Source organism: Halobacillus trueperi (genome assembly GCF_003386945.1).
In the GTDB taxonomy this organism is placed as follows: Bacteria; Bacillota; Bacilli; order Bacillales; family Halobacillaceae; genus Halobacillus; species Halobacillus aidingensis.
In genome coordinates this window covers 1-17,833 of sequence record NZ_QUAE01000025.1, presented here as the reverse complement: position 1 = coordinate 17,833, position 17,833 = coordinate 1, and the positions used below count along the sequence as shown (strand labels likewise).

At 41.4% G+C, this 17,833-nt stretch carries 15 protein-coding genes and 1 pseudogene; 2 read left to right on the top strand and 14 right to left on the bottom strand.

Annotation, left to right across the window (positions count from 1 at the left end):
• Positions 1–13: 13 nt before the first annotated feature.
• The 12 genes and pseudogenes from DYE48_RS18640 to DYE48_RS18585 all read right to left on the bottom strand — a co-directional run bounded on the left by DYE48_RS18640 (position 14) and on the right by DYE48_RS18585 (position 14,035).
• Positions 14–538 (bottom strand): DUF6241 domain-containing protein, encoded by a 525-nt coding sequence (locus DYE48_RS18640; RefSeq protein WP_115824877.1) that lies wholly within the window; start codon positions 536–538, stop codon positions 14–16.
• A 757-nt stretch (positions 539–1,295) separates the two neighbouring features.
• Positions 1,296–2,516: an S-layer homology domain-containing protein gene (locus DYE48_RS18635; RefSeq protein ID WP_115824876.1), complete on the bottom strand. Its 1,221-nt coding sequence runs from the start codon at positions 2,514–2,516 to the stop codon at positions 1,296–1,298.
• 349 nt (positions 2,517–2,865) lie between these two features.
• On the bottom strand, positions 2,866–3,474 hold the full coding sequence (locus DYE48_RS18630) for a YesL family protein (RefSeq protein ID WP_115824875.1): 609 nt from the start codon (positions 3,472–3,474) through the stop codon (positions 2,866–2,868).
• 15 nt (positions 3,475–3,489) lie between these two features.
• Positions 3,490–4,899 carry a glycoside hydrolase family 32 protein gene (locus DYE48_RS18625; protein WP_115824874.1) on the bottom strand — a complete coding sequence of 470 codons (1,410 nt, stop codon included), beginning with the start codon at positions 4,897–4,899 and terminating at the stop codon, positions 3,490–3,492.
• Positions 4,900–4,918: 19 nt separating this feature from the next.
• Positions 4,919–5,764, bottom strand: a complete 846-nt coding sequence (locus tag DYE48_RS18620) for a carbohydrate ABC transporter permease (protein ID WP_115824873.1) — start codon at positions 5,762–5,764, stop codon at positions 4,919–4,921.
• A gap of 12 nt (positions 5,765–5,776) precedes the next feature.
• On the bottom strand, positions 5,777–6,694 hold the full coding sequence (locus DYE48_RS18615; protein ID WP_244199478.1) for a carbohydrate ABC transporter permease: 918 nt from the start codon (positions 6,692–6,694) through the stop codon (positions 5,777–5,779).
• Between the two features lie 79 nt (positions 6,695–6,773).
• Entirely contained in the window at positions 6,774–8,045 is a 1,272-nt protein-coding gene (locus tag DYE48_RS18610) for an ABC transporter substrate-binding protein (protein WP_115824872.1), read from the bottom strand.
• Between the two features lie 290 nt (positions 8,046–8,335).
• The gene (locus DYE48_RS18605) at positions 8,336–9,490 is read right to left on the bottom strand and encodes a response regulator transcription factor (RefSeq protein ID WP_115824871.1); all 1,155 of its coding nucleotides are present in this window, start codon (positions 9,488–9,490) and stop codon (positions 8,336–8,338) included.
• Positions 9,480–11,216, bottom strand: a complete 1,737-nt coding sequence (locus tag DYE48_RS18600) for a cache domain-containing sensor histidine kinase (protein WP_115824870.1) — start codon at positions 11,214–11,216, stop codon at positions 9,480–9,482. Before DYE48_RS18600 ends, DYE48_RS18605 begins: the two co-directional genes overlap by 11 nt.
• 12 nt (positions 11,217–11,228) lie before the next feature.
• The gene (locus DYE48_RS18595; protein ID WP_167449549.1) at positions 11,229–12,458 is read right to left on the bottom strand and encodes an ABC transporter substrate-binding protein; all 1,230 of its coding nucleotides are present in this window, start codon (positions 12,456–12,458) and stop codon (positions 11,229–11,231) included.
• Between the two features lie 356 nt (positions 12,459–12,814).
• Positions 12,815–13,235: pseudogene (locus tag DYE48_RS18590) on the bottom strand (ATP-binding protein); the annotation flags it as partial.
• A 284-nt stretch (positions 13,236–13,519) separates the two neighbouring features.
• Positions 13,520–14,035, bottom strand: a complete 516-nt coding sequence (locus DYE48_RS18585; protein ID WP_115824868.1) for a DUF7686 domain-containing protein — start codon at positions 14,033–14,035, stop codon at positions 13,520–13,522.
• 322 nt (positions 14,036–14,357) lie between these two features.
• Between DYE48_RS18585 and DYE48_RS18580 the strand changes: the two genes are divergently transcribed.
• Positions 14,358–14,618 carry a helix-turn-helix domain-containing protein gene (locus DYE48_RS18580; protein WP_115824895.1) on the top strand — a complete coding sequence of 87 codons (261 nt, stop codon included), beginning with the start codon at positions 14,358–14,360 and terminating at the stop codon, positions 14,616–14,618.
• A 379-nt stretch (positions 14,619–14,997) separates the two neighbouring features.
• On the top strand, positions 14,998–15,753 hold the full coding sequence (locus tag DYE48_RS18570) for a sodium:solute symporter family transporter (RefSeq protein WP_115824866.1): 756 nt from the start codon (positions 14,998–15,000) through the stop codon (positions 15,751–15,753).
• 199 nt (positions 15,754–15,952) lie between these two features.
• On the opposite strand, the gene DYE48_RS18565 is transcribed toward DYE48_RS18570, so the two are convergent.
• Together DYE48_RS18565 and DYE48_RS18560 are read right to left on the bottom strand one after the other, a co-directional pair.
• Positions 15,953–16,369, bottom strand: coding sequence for a hypothetical protein (locus DYE48_RS18565; protein ID WP_115824865.1), 417 nt, complete (start codon positions 16,367–16,369; stop codon positions 15,953–15,955).
• A gap of 294 nt (positions 16,370–16,663) precedes the next feature.
• Positions 16,664–17,578 carry a DUF6625 family protein gene (locus DYE48_RS18560; protein WP_115824864.1) on the bottom strand — a complete coding sequence of 305 codons (915 nt, stop codon included), beginning with the start codon at positions 17,576–17,578 and terminating at the stop codon, positions 16,664–16,666.
• Positions 17,579–17,833 lie beyond the last annotated feature (255 nt).

The following is a 17,833-nucleotide window of genomic DNA, read 5'->3' as shown; positions in this document are numbered from 1 at the left end:
AAAGAGTCGTTTGTTAGAAATTCCGCTCAATATATTCACGTTCTTCTTCTTTACTCATAAGCCCCGTTGCCCTTCCAATCGTTCCGTTCTGCCATTCCCATATGGTATTGTGGACAGTTACGGCATTGGAGAAGTCACCTTTATCCCATGCTTCCAACGACTGCTTGTAAAAATCGAAATGTTCGTAATGGTCTTCGGTCTCTTCAACTGACTTCAATATTCCAAGCATACGGTCAATTTGTTCCGACGTCATTTGTTGGCTTCCGTGCTTTTCGTTTGCTCGAACCTTTTGATGTGTCATTTCGTGTATTTCCTGCCTAAAAGAACGTTCAGAAGGAATACCGTCTTCTTCAACTGCTTTTATTTCTTTTTGTTCCGTTGGTTCGTTGACCTCCTTCATAATCTGTTCTTGTTCTTTCGAAATGGAATTACCTTCTGTTTGAAATCCTGAAAAAACAACCCAAACAATTGCCCCAATTACAATAAGAGATACTGCTCCTAACGAATACAATGACCACTTCAGAATTTTTTCCGCCATATAGTTCCCCGTCTCCTTTGATTGTTTATTTCCAGTGTAAAAACGCAAATAAGTCGTTTAACAATGCGCCTTCGTTGATTTTAAAATTTTATTGGTATGCGTGTTTTATGATCGTTCATCATTCAACCAGCACGTGCAACTAACTTCTTCGTTTCCTTCCTTTTCTATGAAGTTTTTTTAACTACGAATTCTTTACAGTCACTTGAACGAAGCAGCCCTTTCTTCAAGCGTTTCTTCTTTCCATTTTTATTTGTTGAGACAAAGTCATAGCAAAATGACAGCTTATTTCCCCAACCTTATGTAGTGTATTACTCCAATGTACCCAATTAAATAAAAAAGCCTTCCCCCGCTAACAATTAGACGATCCTATTAGAAGAAAAGACGGGGATTGAATGAAAAAATAATTGAATAAGAGTCTAACAGATACCGTTATCGTTCCAAATTTATATGTATATATGCCCCCCCGCTGCGTTAGAGTGTTAAAGGATGGCGTAGTATTAAAGGTTTTTAGGTGATACTACGCTCTTTTTTATAGCTTGTATATGTGTAACTGCGCAGGCACCGACCTTCAAAACCGCTCCAAAGATAAGAGGCTTTGGAGCGGTTTTTCATTTGTATGCGCAGGGCCAGTTCCACTTAACTCAAATGAGAAATAACAACATAAAATGAAGAACCCTACAACCAATTTGGTTCGTAGGGTTCTTCTTTGTTTAATAGACTGAGTTTTGTCCCAACCTCTTTCATTTTTATTAATGACTTAGATGTCAGTCCCGCCCGTTGATGCATCCACTTCAAATTCAGCACCATCTTCGTTGTTCTTGAACACATGGATTTCGGTAGTATAAGAATCTCCATCATAATCCTGTGTTTCTTTCTCATACGTGTGCAGGTAAGTGACATCAGTTACTTTAAACTGATCATAAATTCTCTGCTCGGCCTGTTCTACGGTCAGATCGAGGTGGCGATCAGCGTCAAAAACTTCACTGTCAATCGCATCCAGCTTCCACTTGCCATCTTCTTTGATGAGAGTAATGGTTTTAAATGAACCCGTGTATGTGAACGCTTGCAGCTGTGCCGTTTCAACAATGACCTTATCACTGTTATTCTCCATCACATTCATATGAATGTCCCAAGCGAAGTTATTGTCATAGTATAAGGTATCACAGCTTAAGCATGCTTCATAATAGGTTTCTTCGACTTCTTCGTTGAAGTCACTCGTTATATACTCAGCCATTTCGTCTTCAATTCTTTGATAATCACGGTCTTCGCTATCTGCACCGTATTCCCTTAAATCATCGTATAAAATTGTAAAAACTTCTTCCTGCAAAGTTTCTGTTTTTTGAGCGATTTCATTCTCACTCAAATGGTCAGATCGGAAGGAAGGATCAATGGTTGCAGCCAGCACTCTGGCGAATTCCGCACGCGTAATATCTTCTAAAGGAGCAAACGTGCCATCAGGCTTCCCATGGATGATCTGCTGGGAGGTCAGATCAAGGATGCTCTCGGTTGCCCATGGAACATCTTCAGCATCAGGAAAACCATCGACTTCTCCATTTCTTTGTATGTTGTAGGCACGATCAACCATAGCGACTGCTTCTGCACGGGTGATTGGATCTTTTGGTCTCATATTTCCGTGGTAACCTTTGATGATTCCTTCTTCATAGGCGACCCCTACTTCATCAGAATAATAAGCATCTTTGGATACATCATCGAATGGTATGTCCCCTTCATGGGTCTGATTTGGGTAAAGATCACGTATAAGCATGACTGCTACCTCTGCACGTGTCACATTGTTCATCGGACGGAATGTACCATCCGGAAATCCGTAAACAATCCCCTCTTCATTCAGATATAGTATTTCATCCTTTGCCCAGCTTACCTTATCCAATTCCGGAAAAGTCTCAGCAGCACTAACACTTGTAATGGAAAGAGAAAAGAGAATCGAAAGAGAGAATACCAAAGTCAAAAGTTTCTTCATACGTTCACATTCCTCCTTACAATTTTTTACTAACTTAATTGTACTATAAATAAAGGAAAAAATTCCAAACTATTCATATATTCGTAGGGTTTATAAGCGATCTGAAACAAATGACTTAGTTTGATAGGGTGCTTCAATTGATGATAATTCAACATAGCCGTTCTCTTTTACCAACAGAAAAATTGATTACACAACAGAATCTACCACGAACATAACAGCCTATGAAGTAATAGACAAACATGGATAGAGTGTTAACATTGCCACCCTTTAGCGCTCTAACGTAGCGGTGGTCAGGCACTCACAAAAAAAGATCCTCCACTCAACTAAGCGAAAGATCTCTTATTAACCGTCATCTTACTTCCAAATTTACTTTATTCCCAAATTTCTCAAAGGACTGCAAACAAAAACGGAAAGTGAGCATACACACCGGAACGACTAGAAAAAACATTAAGACTGGCATAACATAGACCATTGTTCCAGCCGCCAGCCACAAAAGCATAACGCCGAACGAGGTCGAACCATCTACGAATGCCTGAACAAATGAGTGTTTGATCAGTTCCCAGCCACGTATCTCAAAATGAACGAATATGGGTAAGAGAAATGTGGTGGTTAAAACGAAAAGGATAAATGCCACTCCTATAATGGATGAGAGGACAAGTTTAACTATGCCTTCCATCTGCAAGAAAAAGAGAGTATCCAGTACTAATACGAAACCTACTAGAAACCAGGCCGTTACAATCCACCCGGTTTTTATATAGCTTCGTAAACTACGAAAGTAATTTCTGCATACACTGTCTTCTTGGTCGACTTTCCAACTGCGGATGACATAGACCATAGCGGCGGTAGAAGGACCGATGGTGATGATTGGTAAACAGCCGATTACCCATAGAAGATTCAGCACAATCATATTGGAGATCGTCTTCACGAAATTCGCAGCTTTTCCGTCTATTCCGAACATGTTACTCGCTCCTTCTTATGATTTCTCCGCCTTCTGAAGAGCGGTGGATAATTCCTGTACTTGATAATCAACCTTAATTTCTGAATCTCCGGCTTCCCACTCCAGCGTAAACAACTCTGTATCCATATAGAAAAGCTCTGTCATTACGATTGTCCCTTGATTGAGGAAGATTTCCACCGAGCACTCATCTATGATCAACTCCATATCTTCCATATGCTTTAAAGAAATCGAATCGACACTGGCAAAATGCTCAGAAAACTGGGTATTCTTCACCTCTGTCCGGTCTAAAGAAAAATTACTTGTGGATGGATCAAATTTCATTGTTACTTTTTCTCCTTCTCCTTTTATAGAAAGCTCAAATGGAACAGAAGGATACTCGTAATCAATGATTACATGGCTTTGCTTTGATAGTTTGTGAGAAGCAGTTTCTGCTGCTACCAAATGAAGAGACTTGGATTCTGTCCTTTCTGCCAACGGGGATACGTCTACCGGTTCTTGAACGAGTTGGTAGTCGCCTTCCACTTTTCGGAGAGAAAGTTTGCGCGGACTGGACATCGACCCGCGGAAGGGATGTGTAGGGACTTCGTTCGCATACTGCCAATTACTCATCCACCCAATCCATAGGGGATAAGAAAGATTGCTCCACGTAACCGCGGCATAGAAATCTCTTCCAAAATCAGCCCATTTCACTTGTTCTTTCGGTTGATCACAATGAAAGACTTTCCCATCAAAGTCACCTGTGAAGTACTGGATGGCAGAGCCTCCGTTAGGTCCTCCAGGATTGATGCTGACGATCAGCACCCATTTTCCTCCCTCTTCCGTTTGAAAACGAATCAGATCTGGACATTCCCATACACCACCGTGGGTTCCATACGCTTGACCAAACGAGGAGACATATGCCCAGTCCAGCAGATTTTCCGATTGATAAAAACGAATGTGATCCCCACATGCAAGAATCATCATCCATACGTCCTCATAGCGAAACATCTTTGGATCGCGAAAGTCTTTCAATCCCGGATTTTCAATGACAGGGTTATGAGGATACTTCGTCCACGAGCGCCCTTTATCTTTGGAATAAGCGATGCTCTGGGTTTCGTGCCCTTCCTGATGATGGGTGAACAGGGCGATCATCACAGGTGTTTCGCCTTCCTGCAAGCCGCTGGTATTTTCCTCATCCACCACGGCACTTCCTGAAAAAATTTGGCCATTCTCATCAGGATATAAGGCGATCGGCAGGTGTTCCCAATGAAGAAGATCCCGGCTGACAGCATGTCCCCAATGCATCGGTCCCCAAACTTTGCTTTTTGGATGATGTTGGTAGAATAAGTGGTATTCTCCTTCTAAATAACATAATCCGTTCGGGTCATTGATCCAGTTTGATTCTGGGATGAAATGAAAATGCGGTCGATAAAGTTGTTTTTCCATCTTTTACATCCTCCTTTTGTTATCCTTTCACACCGCTTGATGTGATTCCCTGTACGTAGTAACGCTGGAAGAAGATAAATATCAATACAACAGGGATAGTCGTTAACGTCAAGGCAGCCATGATCTGACCATATTCAATGTTGTTATCTGTAAACAAGTACTGGATTCCTACCTGAACCGTGCGAATCGACTCATCTGTCGCGACAATCAACGGCCACATGAAGTCACTCCAGTGGGTCACAAAGGATAAAATCGCAGCGGTCGCAAACACAGGCTTCGAGTTTGGAACGACAATTTTCCAAAAAACCTGGAACGGATTTGCACCATCAATCTGTGCCGCTTCCTCCAGTTCATTCGGGATTCCTTTGAAGAATTGAATGAATAAGAAGATGCTAAACGCTTCTGCAATGAAAGGCATGATCAAAGACGGAAATTCATTGATCCACCCAAAGCTGTTTACCACAACATACAAGGGGATCAAGACACTTTCAAAAGGAACGACATAAAGAGCGATAATGACGACTAAAATGAACCCGCTTCCCGGAAACTTGAGCTTGACCAGGGCATAAGCACATAACGAATTGACGACTGTTCCGAGTATGACAATCATTCCAACGGAGAACAAACTGTTCCACATATATTTTAAGAAGTTCACACTGTCAGTGAATAAGATTGCTAAATAGTTTTCAAAGCTTGCTTGCTTCGGTAAAAACGACTCCAGTCCCATGTCTTTGAAGATCAGCGTTTCTGGTTTTAATGAGGCAACAATCATCCAAAGAAGAGGGGATATGAATAAAAGACCCAGCAGGACAATAACAAGGGAGACTCCCAGTTTGTTCATACGTTTTTTCCATATTCGATTCATCCATCTTCCCTCCTATTGGTTCAAGACTTTCTTCAAAATCAGCGATACACTCAGCACAACAAGGAAGAACACAACCGCTATCGCAGAGGAATAGCCGACATCCCTGAACTGAAAGCCATTTTCATAAAGCATAAAGACAAGGGTTTTCGTCGAATCACTCGGTCCTCCATTAGTCATAACGTAAGGTTGGATGAATAATCGGAAGGCCTGAATCGTCGTGATCATCAAGACGAACCCCGTCACATTCTTTAAAGAAGGCAACGTAACATTCCAGAACTTTTGCCAGGCATTAGCTCCGTCGATATCAGCAGCTTCATATAAAGTCTCTGGCACATCTTTTAGACCAGCGAGAAATATCATCATCTGAAACCCTGCACCCTGCCATACGGACATAAAGATAATCGAATTCATTGCCTGCGCTTCACTCAGCAGGAAAGGTTGATTCGGGATACCGAAGAAATTCAGTGCACTATTGATCAAACCGCTGTCGACGTTATATAGGAACGTCCACAAAATCGCGACTACCACCATGGATGTCACCACAGGACTGAAGAAAAAGACCCGTCCGATGACTGCGGTTTTCACTTTTTTATTCACAAGAATAGCTAAACCAAGAGCCACGGCACACTGTAAGGGCACGACGAGCACAGAAAAATATAAGGTATTCTTCAACGCTGTAAAGAAAATTGCATCCTGAAACAAACGGGCATAGTTGCTTAGACCTGTGAACGTCTTCCCTTGTGGGTTCAACATGTTGTATTCCATAAAGCTGTAAACGAAAGCCAATCCGACAGGTAATATAAGAAAAGTAAAAAGTAACACAAGAGCGGGCACAGAGAACAAGAAACCCAACCACTTTTTCTGCTGACCATAAGTCAGTGAGAGGCGAACAGTTTTTCCTCCTTGAATTCTACTCAACAACCATTCCACGTGAGTCACCACCTATACATGTATTGGAAGGAAGGCAGACAGGAACAAGAGGCCTCGTCCCCCCATTCCCATCATTCCTTTATTGACCTTTACGCTGCATATCCTTTTCTACTTCTTCAGCTACTTTGTCCAACTCTTCCTGGACATCTCCTCCGAGGAAAATATTCTGTACTGCTTGCCCGTACTTCGTACTAAGTACTGGGTAAGATGGAGTGGTCGGACGCGGGTGGGCACTATTCAGCACCTGATCTTTCAATACATTCAAAGGTTCTTGCTCCCATTCCTCAATCATTTCAAAAGAAGAATGGCGGGCTGCCGGTTTGTTCTCCACTTCTGAAATCTTCACGACATTTTCTTTGTCCATCATATAATTCAACAATGTAGCAGCTTCTTCTTTGTGCTGAGTGCTTGTTGAGATTCCCCAGTTCCAATCACCTGAAGGAGAAACCTGCTCACCGTCTGGGCTTTTCGGATAATAAGTGATGCCCCACTCGGTATCAGGATAGTCCTGCAACTTCGACCACTCCCAGGAACCCATCAGCATCATCGCTGCTTTTCCGTCTTCAAATTCGGTCGGCGTCGGCTGCAAATTAACCAGCCCTTCTTCCGTGAACTTTTGCAAATACTCAAGCGCTTCGACAGCTTCTGGTCCATTGACATACCCATCAGCGGCTGAGCCATCTTCCGCGATGTAGCTTCCGCCATTGCTCCATACCGCAGGTCCTGTGAAGTAAATGATCCATTCTCCATAATCAAGTGTCCAATTGACACCATAGATGTCTTTTTCTTTATCTGTCAGCTGTTTAGCAGCTTCATAAAACTCTTCCCATGTCCAAGCTTCCTCTCCTGCTTTCGGCGGTTCAATCCCCGCTTCGCTCAACATATCTGCATTGTAGAATAAAGCGACCGTCGATTCTGTCGGTCCGACCGTGTACAACTGATCTTCAAACGTACCCTGTTGGATGATGGAATCGACGAAATCGTCTTGATTTTCCACCAGTCCATCGATTGGCTGGATAATTCCAGAATCTGCATAGTTCGCTACATTAGGACCATCCAGGGCCAGAAGATCCGGTAATGTGTTACTCGTCGCTCCTGCCGACACTTTATCTTCATAGGCGTATTTGTTTCCACGTGGGATAAAGGTCATTTCTGCCTCTATTTCACCTTCGTATTCCTTATTGAACTCCTTGATAATTTCCTTATAAGCCTCACTCGTATCCCCCTCTGGATGCCATAAGGAAAGCTTGACCTCTCCTCCGTCTTCCCCTGATGCTTCTTCACTTGAACTACACCCGATCAACACTCCCATAAACAACAGAAACATGATTCCTAAAGAAAATTTTTTCATTCATGAACCCCTCCCTTTATTAGTAAATCGCTTCCATGTATCTATCGTAAATTAATGAAAGCGCTTTTATAATGAGGTATATCTATGATGAATGTTTAAATTTCTACTGAATAGATTTACAGCCATACATCATAAGCAATCCGAATTAAGCACCTCTAAAAGTCGGATTACTTAGGCGTTTCGTGTGTTTCAAATCACTTGAGTCTTTATTGGTGTTGCATTCACTGCTTGAACTTTTAATTTCTTAGACCACAAAAAACAGCTGTCCTCTACAGAACAGCTGTTTTTTCTTATTGGTACTGCTTCCGATATTGGCTCGGGGTCATGTTCATCGTCTTTTTGAACACTTGGCTGAAGTAACGCTGATCGGTATAGCCGACTTTTTCAGCAATCCGATAGGTTTCTAAATCCGAATTTCTCAAAAACGTACAGGCATACTTTACTCGTTCCTTTCTTACATATTCAAGAAAAGTCACACCTTCTTTTTGTTTGAATAGCTGACTGAAATAGCTAACACTGATTCCGACTTGATTTGCAACTTGCTCGATACTCAAATCCTCTTGGAAGTTGTGTTTGATGAACGTTGTCGCTTGATTGATCGCTTCCGCCGCACTCGCTTTTGGGGTATAAATATGTTCAACCAGCTCTTTTGTAATCACTTTCATATTTGTAAAAGAGGCTAGTGAAGCTAATTCCTTTGCCTCATCGGAAGAAGCCTTACAGGAATTCAACCCTTCCACAACGCTGCCGACAGTCCAGACACTGCCTTCTATAATCTGAGCCCCTTTTTCAGCGAAAAGGCTTACGTTCTTTCCGATGTCCACGGACTCTTCCAACTGTAGAACAAGCATGGCCTTCTTACCGCTCCACGGATAAAGGAAAAACTCCCCTTTCCACTCACCCAGAAAAGCTCGAAGATCCTGTAATCCTTCCTCTTCCTTCCTGTGAGGGTGCCATACCAGGAGCGCGACATAAGAATATAAAGGTTCCTTTACTGGTGCATCGGTCCCTGAAGTAATTTGATCATAAATCCACTGCTTTTTTTGATCATAGGATTGTTCTCTCTTTTCCTTAATGATTGTGATGGCCTGAGTTATACACATTTCCAGCTCATTATAATCGATCGGCTTCAAAAAGTAGTCCAAAGCATTATACTTCAATCCTTCACGAGCATAGGAGAATTCATCATACCCGCTTAGTAAGATTGACAGCGGCGATGATGGCCATTTGTGAATTTCTTTCAATACTTCTAATCCTGTTTTTTCCGGCATGGAAATATCCGTGAGTAAAAGATCGACGTGATGTTGCTGCAATGTTGCCAAAATTTCTTTCCCATTTTTCACACAAGCGATAACTTCACAATCCAATCTTCCCCAATCAATGATCCCATTCAGATTTTTCAATATCAAAGGTTCGTCATCCGCAATCACTACTTTAAACGTCATCCTTTTCACCCTTTAAAGGAAATTTGATTTTAATGATTGTCCCGTGCAAGGAATCGGAACAGACAATCAACCCATAAGCTTTTCCATAATAAAGCTGTAAACGCTTTTGAACATTCATTATCCCGTGTCCGAGTTTAGCTTCGCCAACTCCATTCAAGCTTTCTAGGATTTCCAGAGGCATCCCATTTCCATTATCCTCGATTTGAATGACAACATCGTTTCCCTTTCTATATCCTTTAATAGCAATCATTCCAGTGTCTTTGGAATCGAACGCATGCAAAAGGCTGTTTTCCACTAAAGGTTGCAAAATAAGTTTCAGTACGTAAGCCTTCTCTAAGTCCTCATCTATCTCGACATGAAACTGGAAGGCATGATCATAACGAATTTTCTGGATTTCAAGGTAGCTGACGACATGCCTGAGCTCATCTTTTACCATGACTTCATAATCCCCATTGATACTGATTCGCAGCAGCTTCCCTAAGTTGATGGTGATCTTACTAATTTCCTTCTGACCATTCATGGCAGCCAACGCATTGATCGATTCAAGGGTATTATAAAGAAAGTGGGGGTTAATCTGTTCTTGAAGGACTTGAAACTGTGCCTCCCGTTTATCAATCTGCTCTTTCTTAACATCCTCTACCAGCCCGCGAATCCGTTCAATCATGTGATTGAACCCTGTCGAAATAGCCTTCAGCTCTTTCAATTTGAAGGACTTCATCCGCACCTGGAGCGACCCTTGTTCCACCTGCTTCATGCTCGCCAATGATTCCTGAATGAACTGGGAGATGCGCCGTAAATAGAAGATGTTGAATAACAGGGCGATGAGAATCGCAGCGACAGAAAGGAAGATGGTTGTATTACGGATATGAATCATATCACCAGCTAACACGTCCCAAGGCTTGATGGATACAAGTAAGAGATCTTCCGATCCCATCGTTTGAAACTGGGACGGAATCGTAGTCACTAAGCTTTTTTGTCCCTCCCAGTCTGTCAGCACATACCTGCTTTCCCGGGAGGAAAAAGAGGATATGTCCATAGCCAGTTCCTGTCCGATTTTTTCATGATTTGCCGAATAAAGGATGCTCCCGGTTTGATTTACGATAAATTCTTGAGAGGGATTCATGCTGACCTGATCAAAAATATCATCAAACAACCGAATCTTCATGTTCATCACTAAGTAACCAATGTTCTCTAACGTCTGAGGATCCTTGATTACGCGCCCCTGTGTGAGGAGCGGTTCTTCTCCACTTGTCCATTCTCGATTTTCAGTTGGAGGCAGCCATACCGGGCGACCTCCTTGGGCGACCATTTCAACATAAAATGGGCTGTCGAGCAACCCTTGAAACGTGGGGACGGGAGAGTTCTTCAAGTGTAGCTGTCTACCGTTTTTGCTATAAATAACAAAATCATCAATCCGCACATTTCCATACATCATACCGGCGATCGATTGCTGTTGATTATAGAAATCAATAATGGAAGCTGGTTCATTGACTTCCAGAAAGGTTTGGATCGTCCTCGTCGCCATCACATAATCCGAGAATGAATTCACCTCAGAAACCTCATTCATCAAGTTCCGGTCGACCGCCTGTAATGTCTGTACCGTCTGTTCACTAATATTTTTCTTCAATGCCGAGGAAGAAATCTGGTAGGAGACACCTCCCAATATAAGGAGGGGCACCAGTACAAAACCTAAAAAAGCGAATAACATTTTTCTACGGAAACTCATGGGCACCCACCTTCATTCCGCTTCATAGCGTTGGAACATCTCTTCTAAATCGTTTAAATAAACGTTGATATCCTGATCAATAAGGAATTGAAGCGTGAGTTTCCGATACTCTTCTTCTGCTTCCGTTCCCCCATCCCAATAATGGTTCGGCCAATTGACCGTTTGGCCGGAAAGAATTTTCTTATGGAGGATTTCTATCTCCTGCCGATTCACCTCCACCCCTTTGATCGTGCTAATCGACCCTTCATAGCTCGATAACCGGGAGGCTTGTTCCTTCTCCGTTAAAAAAGATAAAAAAGTTTTCGCTTCCTTCGGATGTGGAGTTTCAGAAGAAATCGCAATGCCGATATCTACCCCTCCAAGAACATTATGGCTGGCCGAGTCATCTGCCGGAAAAGGAAAGATGCCATAATTCAAATCTGGGTTGATCCGCTCGATCAACGGCAAAGCCCATGTCCCCATCACCAGCATCGTGCCTTCTCCCTTGGCAAATCGTTCATTTGTGGCATAATACCCATCCTCAAAGGAACCGGGTTGGCTATAGGAAAGTACTGATAAAATCTTCTTTGAACTCTCTCTCCAACGATTATCGGCCGCCAAATCCTCTTTATCCTTGTTCCAATACGATGCTGAAAATTCATCAGCAACAAGGTTCAACGTAAACACACTCGTTTGTTCCACATCTTTGTTCGGCATCAGTAAAGGCGTATATCCTTTCTGTTTCAATTGCTCCATTCCTTCCACCCACTCCCTCCAAGTATCCGGTGTGGATAGACCTGCTTCCTTAAAATGGTCTTTATTATACAGTACTCCAACCGCATTTTGAGTCAGAGCCGCCCCATACATGCGGCCATCTACCAAGTAACGTTCTTGAATCGCTGGTTCAAGCCGGGATAAGAAAGGTTCATCAGTAAGATCCATGACATACCCTTTTCGTGCTCGGGTGAGATAATCTTGTTCAATCGGATAAGTGATGAATAAATCAGGAGTATCCCCCCTGGCTATTCTTGTTTTCAAAACCGTCATTCCCCCCGGAACGACAACTTGCCTCACCTCAATGTCCGGATGCTGTTCCTCGAACTTCTCGATTAATTGATTGAAAACCTCTTCCGTTTCCACTTTCGGTGTGAAAAACTCCAGTACCACCGGCTCCTCATATGATTGATTCATAGAGATTTCACTTTCATCGCAAGAGGATAAAAGCAGCAGACTTCCGAAAAACAGAAGGAAGCATTTCTTCATAACCATCTCCACCTAGATAAGTATTTACCTAATTATAGAGTGGGTGACCCCCGTAAAGAAAGGGTTTTCAGATAAGTAAAGGAGAAACTTCGTAATTAATAGATTTTCTTCTATTCTTGTTAATAGAATCCCACATTAATTGCCCATTCGATAAACGTTAAACAACCAGACTTTGATCCATTTTATATACCTTATGTACACCATTATATTCCCCCAAAAGTAGTAAGCAAAAAAGCACAACTCGATGACGAGTTGCGCCATATGTGAAAAGGAAGCGCAGGGACGGTTCTTGCGCTTCCTCATCTCAATCAGGTCTGTCCTTCATGAAATGGAGGAGTTCTATTATGAAGATACATCATTCTCTGTATAAAGATAAAATGGGCGGGGAAATTGACCGTCGAGTGAGCACGACTGATGGTAATCATTCCATTTTCAAGTGGTTGTCTCAACATATCCAACGTCTTCTTCGTGAATTCTCCAAGTTCATCTAAAAAAGAACGCCCCGATGAGCAAGCGATACTTCTCCATGCTTAGGATTCGATCCTCCGCCAATAACCGAAACAGAGGAGGCAGAATGATGGGGATGGCGATAAGGAGGAAGATTAAAGGAGGAATAAGACGCTCCAGAAAGTTGATAGAGGCATAACATTCTAGCTGTGCTTCTTTCGATAATGGTGGCAAAATGGAGCGGAACGTATCAGCAAGTAAACTTTTACCACAGCCTGGGGGCCCTTCCATTAAGAGGCGGTGTTCCCCACTTGCTGCAATCTCCATTGCCGCTTCGCAAAAGGCTGACCTGTCATACCAGGGAGCCTCATCAAAGCAAGAGCTCAACACCAGGTGTCTCACCTACAAAAAAAGCCCAGCATCAAAAACAACGATGCTGAAATGGGTAGAGGGCTGCTCTTATTGATTCAATCTTGCCTAGTTAGTCAACACGGTAAAACGGGCCCACTGTTTTGACAACCAACAGTGGTATGATGAATGACTCGTTTCACACTTTGCCGGTTCCAAAATACATCAACCTTATTCCCCAATGTCTTGTGTCGGTTCATAAGTTTTCACCTCCCTTCATAGGTATAAAGCATTCTTCCTACCTCATGCCATGAGTATGGTTTTCCATCGATAATGATGAAAGGCTCTCCGTGCTTTTCCCCTGCTTCTATTTGACCCATAAAGGAACCATCTTTGAGAGCTTGATAGAGTTCACCGTTAGGAAATTTTCTTTCTTCCACATATGAAGTACTGATTCCATTTTTAACCTTAGCTATTAACTTATGAAATAGTGCATGTTGATCTACACCGAGCTCACCAAATACGGAAAAGCTGTATCCATATTCGTTTTTTTCTTCCGCAACGATAAATATCCCCAATGGATCTATCTTTTGTTGGATAGAAAATTCACGTATGACACCCTTATCGTCTTTTAAATAAACTTCATCCTCATGATGGATGAGATCTACGCCGAGTTCTTCTGAAATCATTTGGTTATAGCATGTCATACAAATGCTGACGCTTTCGCCATCCGCTTCTGTATGAACGTTTCCTTGTCTCTTTTCACACCATTCACAACCCACTATACATCCGCCTCCCTGGTAACTTTATAACTCTCATTTTACCATGTTCGTTAAACCTGAATCTCCATTTCGTGATCTTCTTATTAATACCCCGTTTCTATGGAACCAAGCAAAAATACAGCCTCTTCCGAACATCCATTCAGCGGCACTGCTTATGAAAGATGCCTACCATGCTTCTCCACTCAGTAAGCAGATGCAACCTATATCCTTAAAGTTCGTTCTCCATCTTTATCTCACACAAAAAATCACTTTTTTTATGATAAACCTTCAACTTGACTCATCGTCTATGGTTGTTCATCCCGTTCCATACGATGATTTTCTTATGAAACCAATACCTCATAAACTCATTCAAAAAACTGTCGGAAAACAATTAAGAACACTAAGGTTGGAACAAGGGCTTTCCCAAGAAGAACTTGCTTACCGAGCTGGCATGCACCCTACGTATATTAGTGGCATCGAAAGAGGGCGAAGAAACCCGTCCATCACGAACTTCTACTATTTAGCTCATGCCCTGGAAGTTCACCCTAAACAATTGATCCCTTCCATTAAATTGGACAGCGCAGGGGAGGAATTTGATGACTGATTCTCTAAAGAAAGAGTATCTACTCCTCCCAATTTCAAATCCTTCTCTTTATATAGAACTCCTCGGCCAAAATCCTACTATGGCTATAACCACATGGAAACACACCCATTTCAAAACAGAAGCACCTACCAAATCCGAAGCCGTTCAAAAGATAATAGCTATGGTTGAAGAAGACACTAGTCCTTTCAAAAATCAAATCGAAACATGTATATATGTACACTTACACATGTTAATTCTATAAAAAAAGCGTAGTATCACGAACAAACCGTTGATACTACGCCATCCTTTAACGCTCTAACGCAATGGGGGTCAGGCACCGACCACAAACCTGACTGCAGCCATTGCCGACGGCGGTCCGTATAACAGTGCGCTCGCCATTATGGCCGTCCAGTTCCTTCTCTTCAGTTTCGTATTGATGCCACACTTGTTGAACAAAGTGCTGTCAATCGAAAAAGAGGAAGACCTGGCTCCATTCACACTATCCGCCGGGCTCGTGCTATGCGTCATTTCTACGTTGATGGTTCTCGGCGGACTCGCCGCCCGTGTCCTTTTTCCAAGCTTGCAAAGTGCCGATGCGGCCATTCCGACTTATGTAATTGAGGCTTTCCCGAGTGTCATTGCAGCCATCATGATCGTCGGGATCATCTCTGCAATTCTATCTAGTACCGACAGCCTGTATTTAGGAATCACGACAAGTATCGGCAACGACTTGTACCGTGTTGTCGCACCGTTCCTTACTTCAAGAAAAATGTCAGCAAAAGAATTGGACAATAAATCGTTGAAAGTAGCAAAAGGATCCCTGATTATCGTCGGACTCCTGTCCCTCTACTTCTCCTTAGAACGACCAGAGTCGCTGGCGTTTCTGATTCAGTTCAGCTTTTCAGCGATCATATCCGGAATCATTGCACCTATTACTCTCGGGTATTTCTGGAACCGAGCGAATCATTATGGAGCCATCGCGGCTGTGGTCACGGGTGCTTCCTTGTATGTCACCTTTACGACTCTTAACTTAATCGGAAATATCTTTATTGCTATGTTCTTTAGTGCAGCTGCGGCCTTTGTGATCATGGGTATTGTGAGTGTACTAACTGCTAAAGCGAAGGAAGAGAAATTGGTCCTGGAGAAATCCAGTTAACTAAAAGTTTCAACTTCGTACTACATTTGAATTTTCTATAAGGTAACCCATAAGTACGTAACCCCAGAGGTCAAAACCTCTGGGGTTACGTACTCTTCTTACAATCTAATACATAGAGCAGTAAAACTGATATTAGTATCTTTCTAGTGTGAACCCGCAAGCATCTATTGATATATCTCCCATGAGCACCAACGCAAAATCAGACATTAAGTAACATCATAATAGAGGCAATCGGTATTCCGCTTAGAAAGGCCAGAGAAATAAAAATAACGGCTTTTGTCTGTGATTGATTTTCCTCGGGACTGAAAGAGATGCTTTCTCGTCCTTTTACGTACAGTTTAGCCAGGCCGATCATCCAAAAAACGACGATGATAACAATAGATACATACAAATGAAGATCCACAAGCTCTCCAGCAAGAAGGTTCACATAAGTTGAAGCAATGATAAAGATTGGGATTACCTCTACAATTGCAGCTGTAATAAAGAACCTCGTCTGAGATTTTTGAATTTCCTCTTGAGAAAACGTTCCTTCCACTAAGTCATTAAACATTTTACTACCGACGAAAAAAATCCCTACCACAGCTAAAATGCTGGCGAATGCAAAAAGATACTCCACTATAACCCCTCCAATAAAATTTCAACACGTATTCTAACATCAGGAGCGGAGGAGAGATAATGGTAAAATCCAGCTTCTACCTCCTCATTTTTCACGATAAATATCCTACTTACCTCATTGAACTTTTGCTATGGACATCCAGGTAAATAAGGGGAACTCGACTATTAATGAAGAGATCTAATAATGAAGAGATCTAATAATGAAAATATATGTGTGTTATCTGATTAAAGACTGTTTTTGAGATTGATTGATCTCAAAATATAGTTTCAATATTATATAGAATAAACCTGTTATTTAAAGGACTAAAAAACCATTCTTATTTATCTTAAATCCTTGTGTGTACTGCTCGTAGTTTCCTGAGATTATATCATTCATATCTCTCCAAATCGGCTTTTTACCTCTTAAATGCACACTATTAGGTTTCCAGTTCATAAAATGAAAATACAAGAATTTTTTATTCCCGTTCTTCTCATTTGTTAATTGACCGTTATGCCAATACCATTCAGTAGGATGGTCCTCCCAAACCTCACCATCTATCCAGGGCATTCTAGTATATGGAGTTGTGTACTCTTCTCGAAATAAAAATCTCTTTTTAGCATGTCTAAGCCTTCTTAAGTTTGCTATTAAACGATTTTCCTTCCCCAAAATCTTGCTTAGTATTCTATACCTACCAGCTAACATTATCCCAAAATAAAATTCATCAAACGCAACGTGTTTATCACTTTCTAGTATTCCTCTCCAATTTTTTACTTTCTTGAAGTACTCTCTATATTTCTTTGTGTTCTTTAAAAGTGCAAAATGCCCACTCAAAAAATTCTCATGTGTAGAGAGAACTTCATACTTACTAAGTAAATCATCAGTATAGATGCTTTTGATATCTCCGTATATTAAATCTATATCTCCATACCCAAAAAAATCATAACCCGATAAATATTCTTGATGTATATATCCTAGAGCTGGCTTCAAGTCACAGAGTTTGTATGAGCTAGATGGATTGAAATTGATCATTAATCTTTTCTGGACTATTTTTTTATAGTCTGAAAAAGTGATTTTATGAAACTTTACATTCTCTGCCTTATTTTCTGGTTCATCACAGTCTGTGAAAAATAACCAATCTATTGAGGGGTTGTGTTTACAAGATTCTATATATAAATTAAACCAGCTAGGCCATTTACCAAAGTACGGAATGATTATCAATATCTTTTTCAACTAAATCTCCCTTTCTATTTCTTCTCTCTTAATATTTTTATAATAGGAAATATTTGTTTTCTATAAGAGAGTATTATGAATAATAGGATTAACAAAGCTAATAATGTATTATAAATAGACCAAACATAAAAAGTACTATAAAATGCGTATAATAGCAAGATAATAATTATCAAGTAAGTTAGTTTAAGATTATACACTACCTTGTATAACCTTTCAGATATAATAGTCCTTAGTGTAAAAAACAGTATATATGAG

What these genes read in the sequence shown, in the direction of transcription:
- DYE48_RS18640 (WP_115824877.1), bottom strand. Translation starts at nt 538, where the DNA reads ATGGCGGAAAAAATTCTGAAGTGGTCATTGTATTCGTTAGGAGCAGTA.
- DYE48_RS18635 (WP_115824876.1), bottom strand. Translation starts at nt 2,516, where the DNA reads ATGAAGAAACTTTTGACTTTGGTATTCTCTCTTTCGATTCTCTTTTCT.
- DYE48_RS18630 (WP_115824875.1), bottom strand. Translation starts at nt 3,474, where the DNA reads ATGTTCGGAATAGACGGAAAAGCTGCGAATTTCGTGAAGACGATCTCC.
- DYE48_RS18625 (WP_115824874.1), bottom strand. Translation starts at nt 4,899, where the DNA reads ATGGAAAAACAACTTTATCGACCGCATTTTCATTTCATCCCAGAATCA.
- DYE48_RS18620 (WP_115824873.1), bottom strand. Translation starts at nt 5,764, where the DNA reads ATGAATCGAATATGGAAAAAACGTATGAACAAACTGGGAGTCTCCCTT.
- DYE48_RS18610 (WP_115824872.1), bottom strand. Translation starts at nt 8,045, where the DNA reads ATGAAAAAATTTTCTTTAGGAATCATGTTTCTGTTGTTTATGGGAGTG.
- DYE48_RS18605 (WP_115824871.1), bottom strand. Translation starts at nt 9,490, where the DNA reads ATGACGTTTAAAGTAGTGATTGCGGATGACGAACCTTTGATATTGAAA.
- DYE48_RS18600 (WP_115824870.1), bottom strand. Translation starts at nt 11,216, where the DNA reads ATGAGTTTCCGTAGAAAAATGTTATTCGCTTTTTTAGGTTTTGTACTG.
- DYE48_RS18595 (WP_167449549.1), bottom strand. Translation starts at nt 12,458, where the DNA reads ATGAAGAAATGCTTCCTTCTGTTTTTCGGAAGTCTGCTGCTTTTATCC.
- DYE48_RS18580 (WP_115824895.1), top strand. Translation starts at nt 14,358, where the DNA reads ATGAAACCAATACCTCATAAACTCATTCAAAAAACTGTCGGAAAACAA.
- DYE48_RS18570 (WP_115824866.1), top strand. Translation starts at nt 14,998, where the DNA reads ATGGCCGTCCAGTTCCTTCTCTTCAGTTTCGTATTGATGCCACACTTG.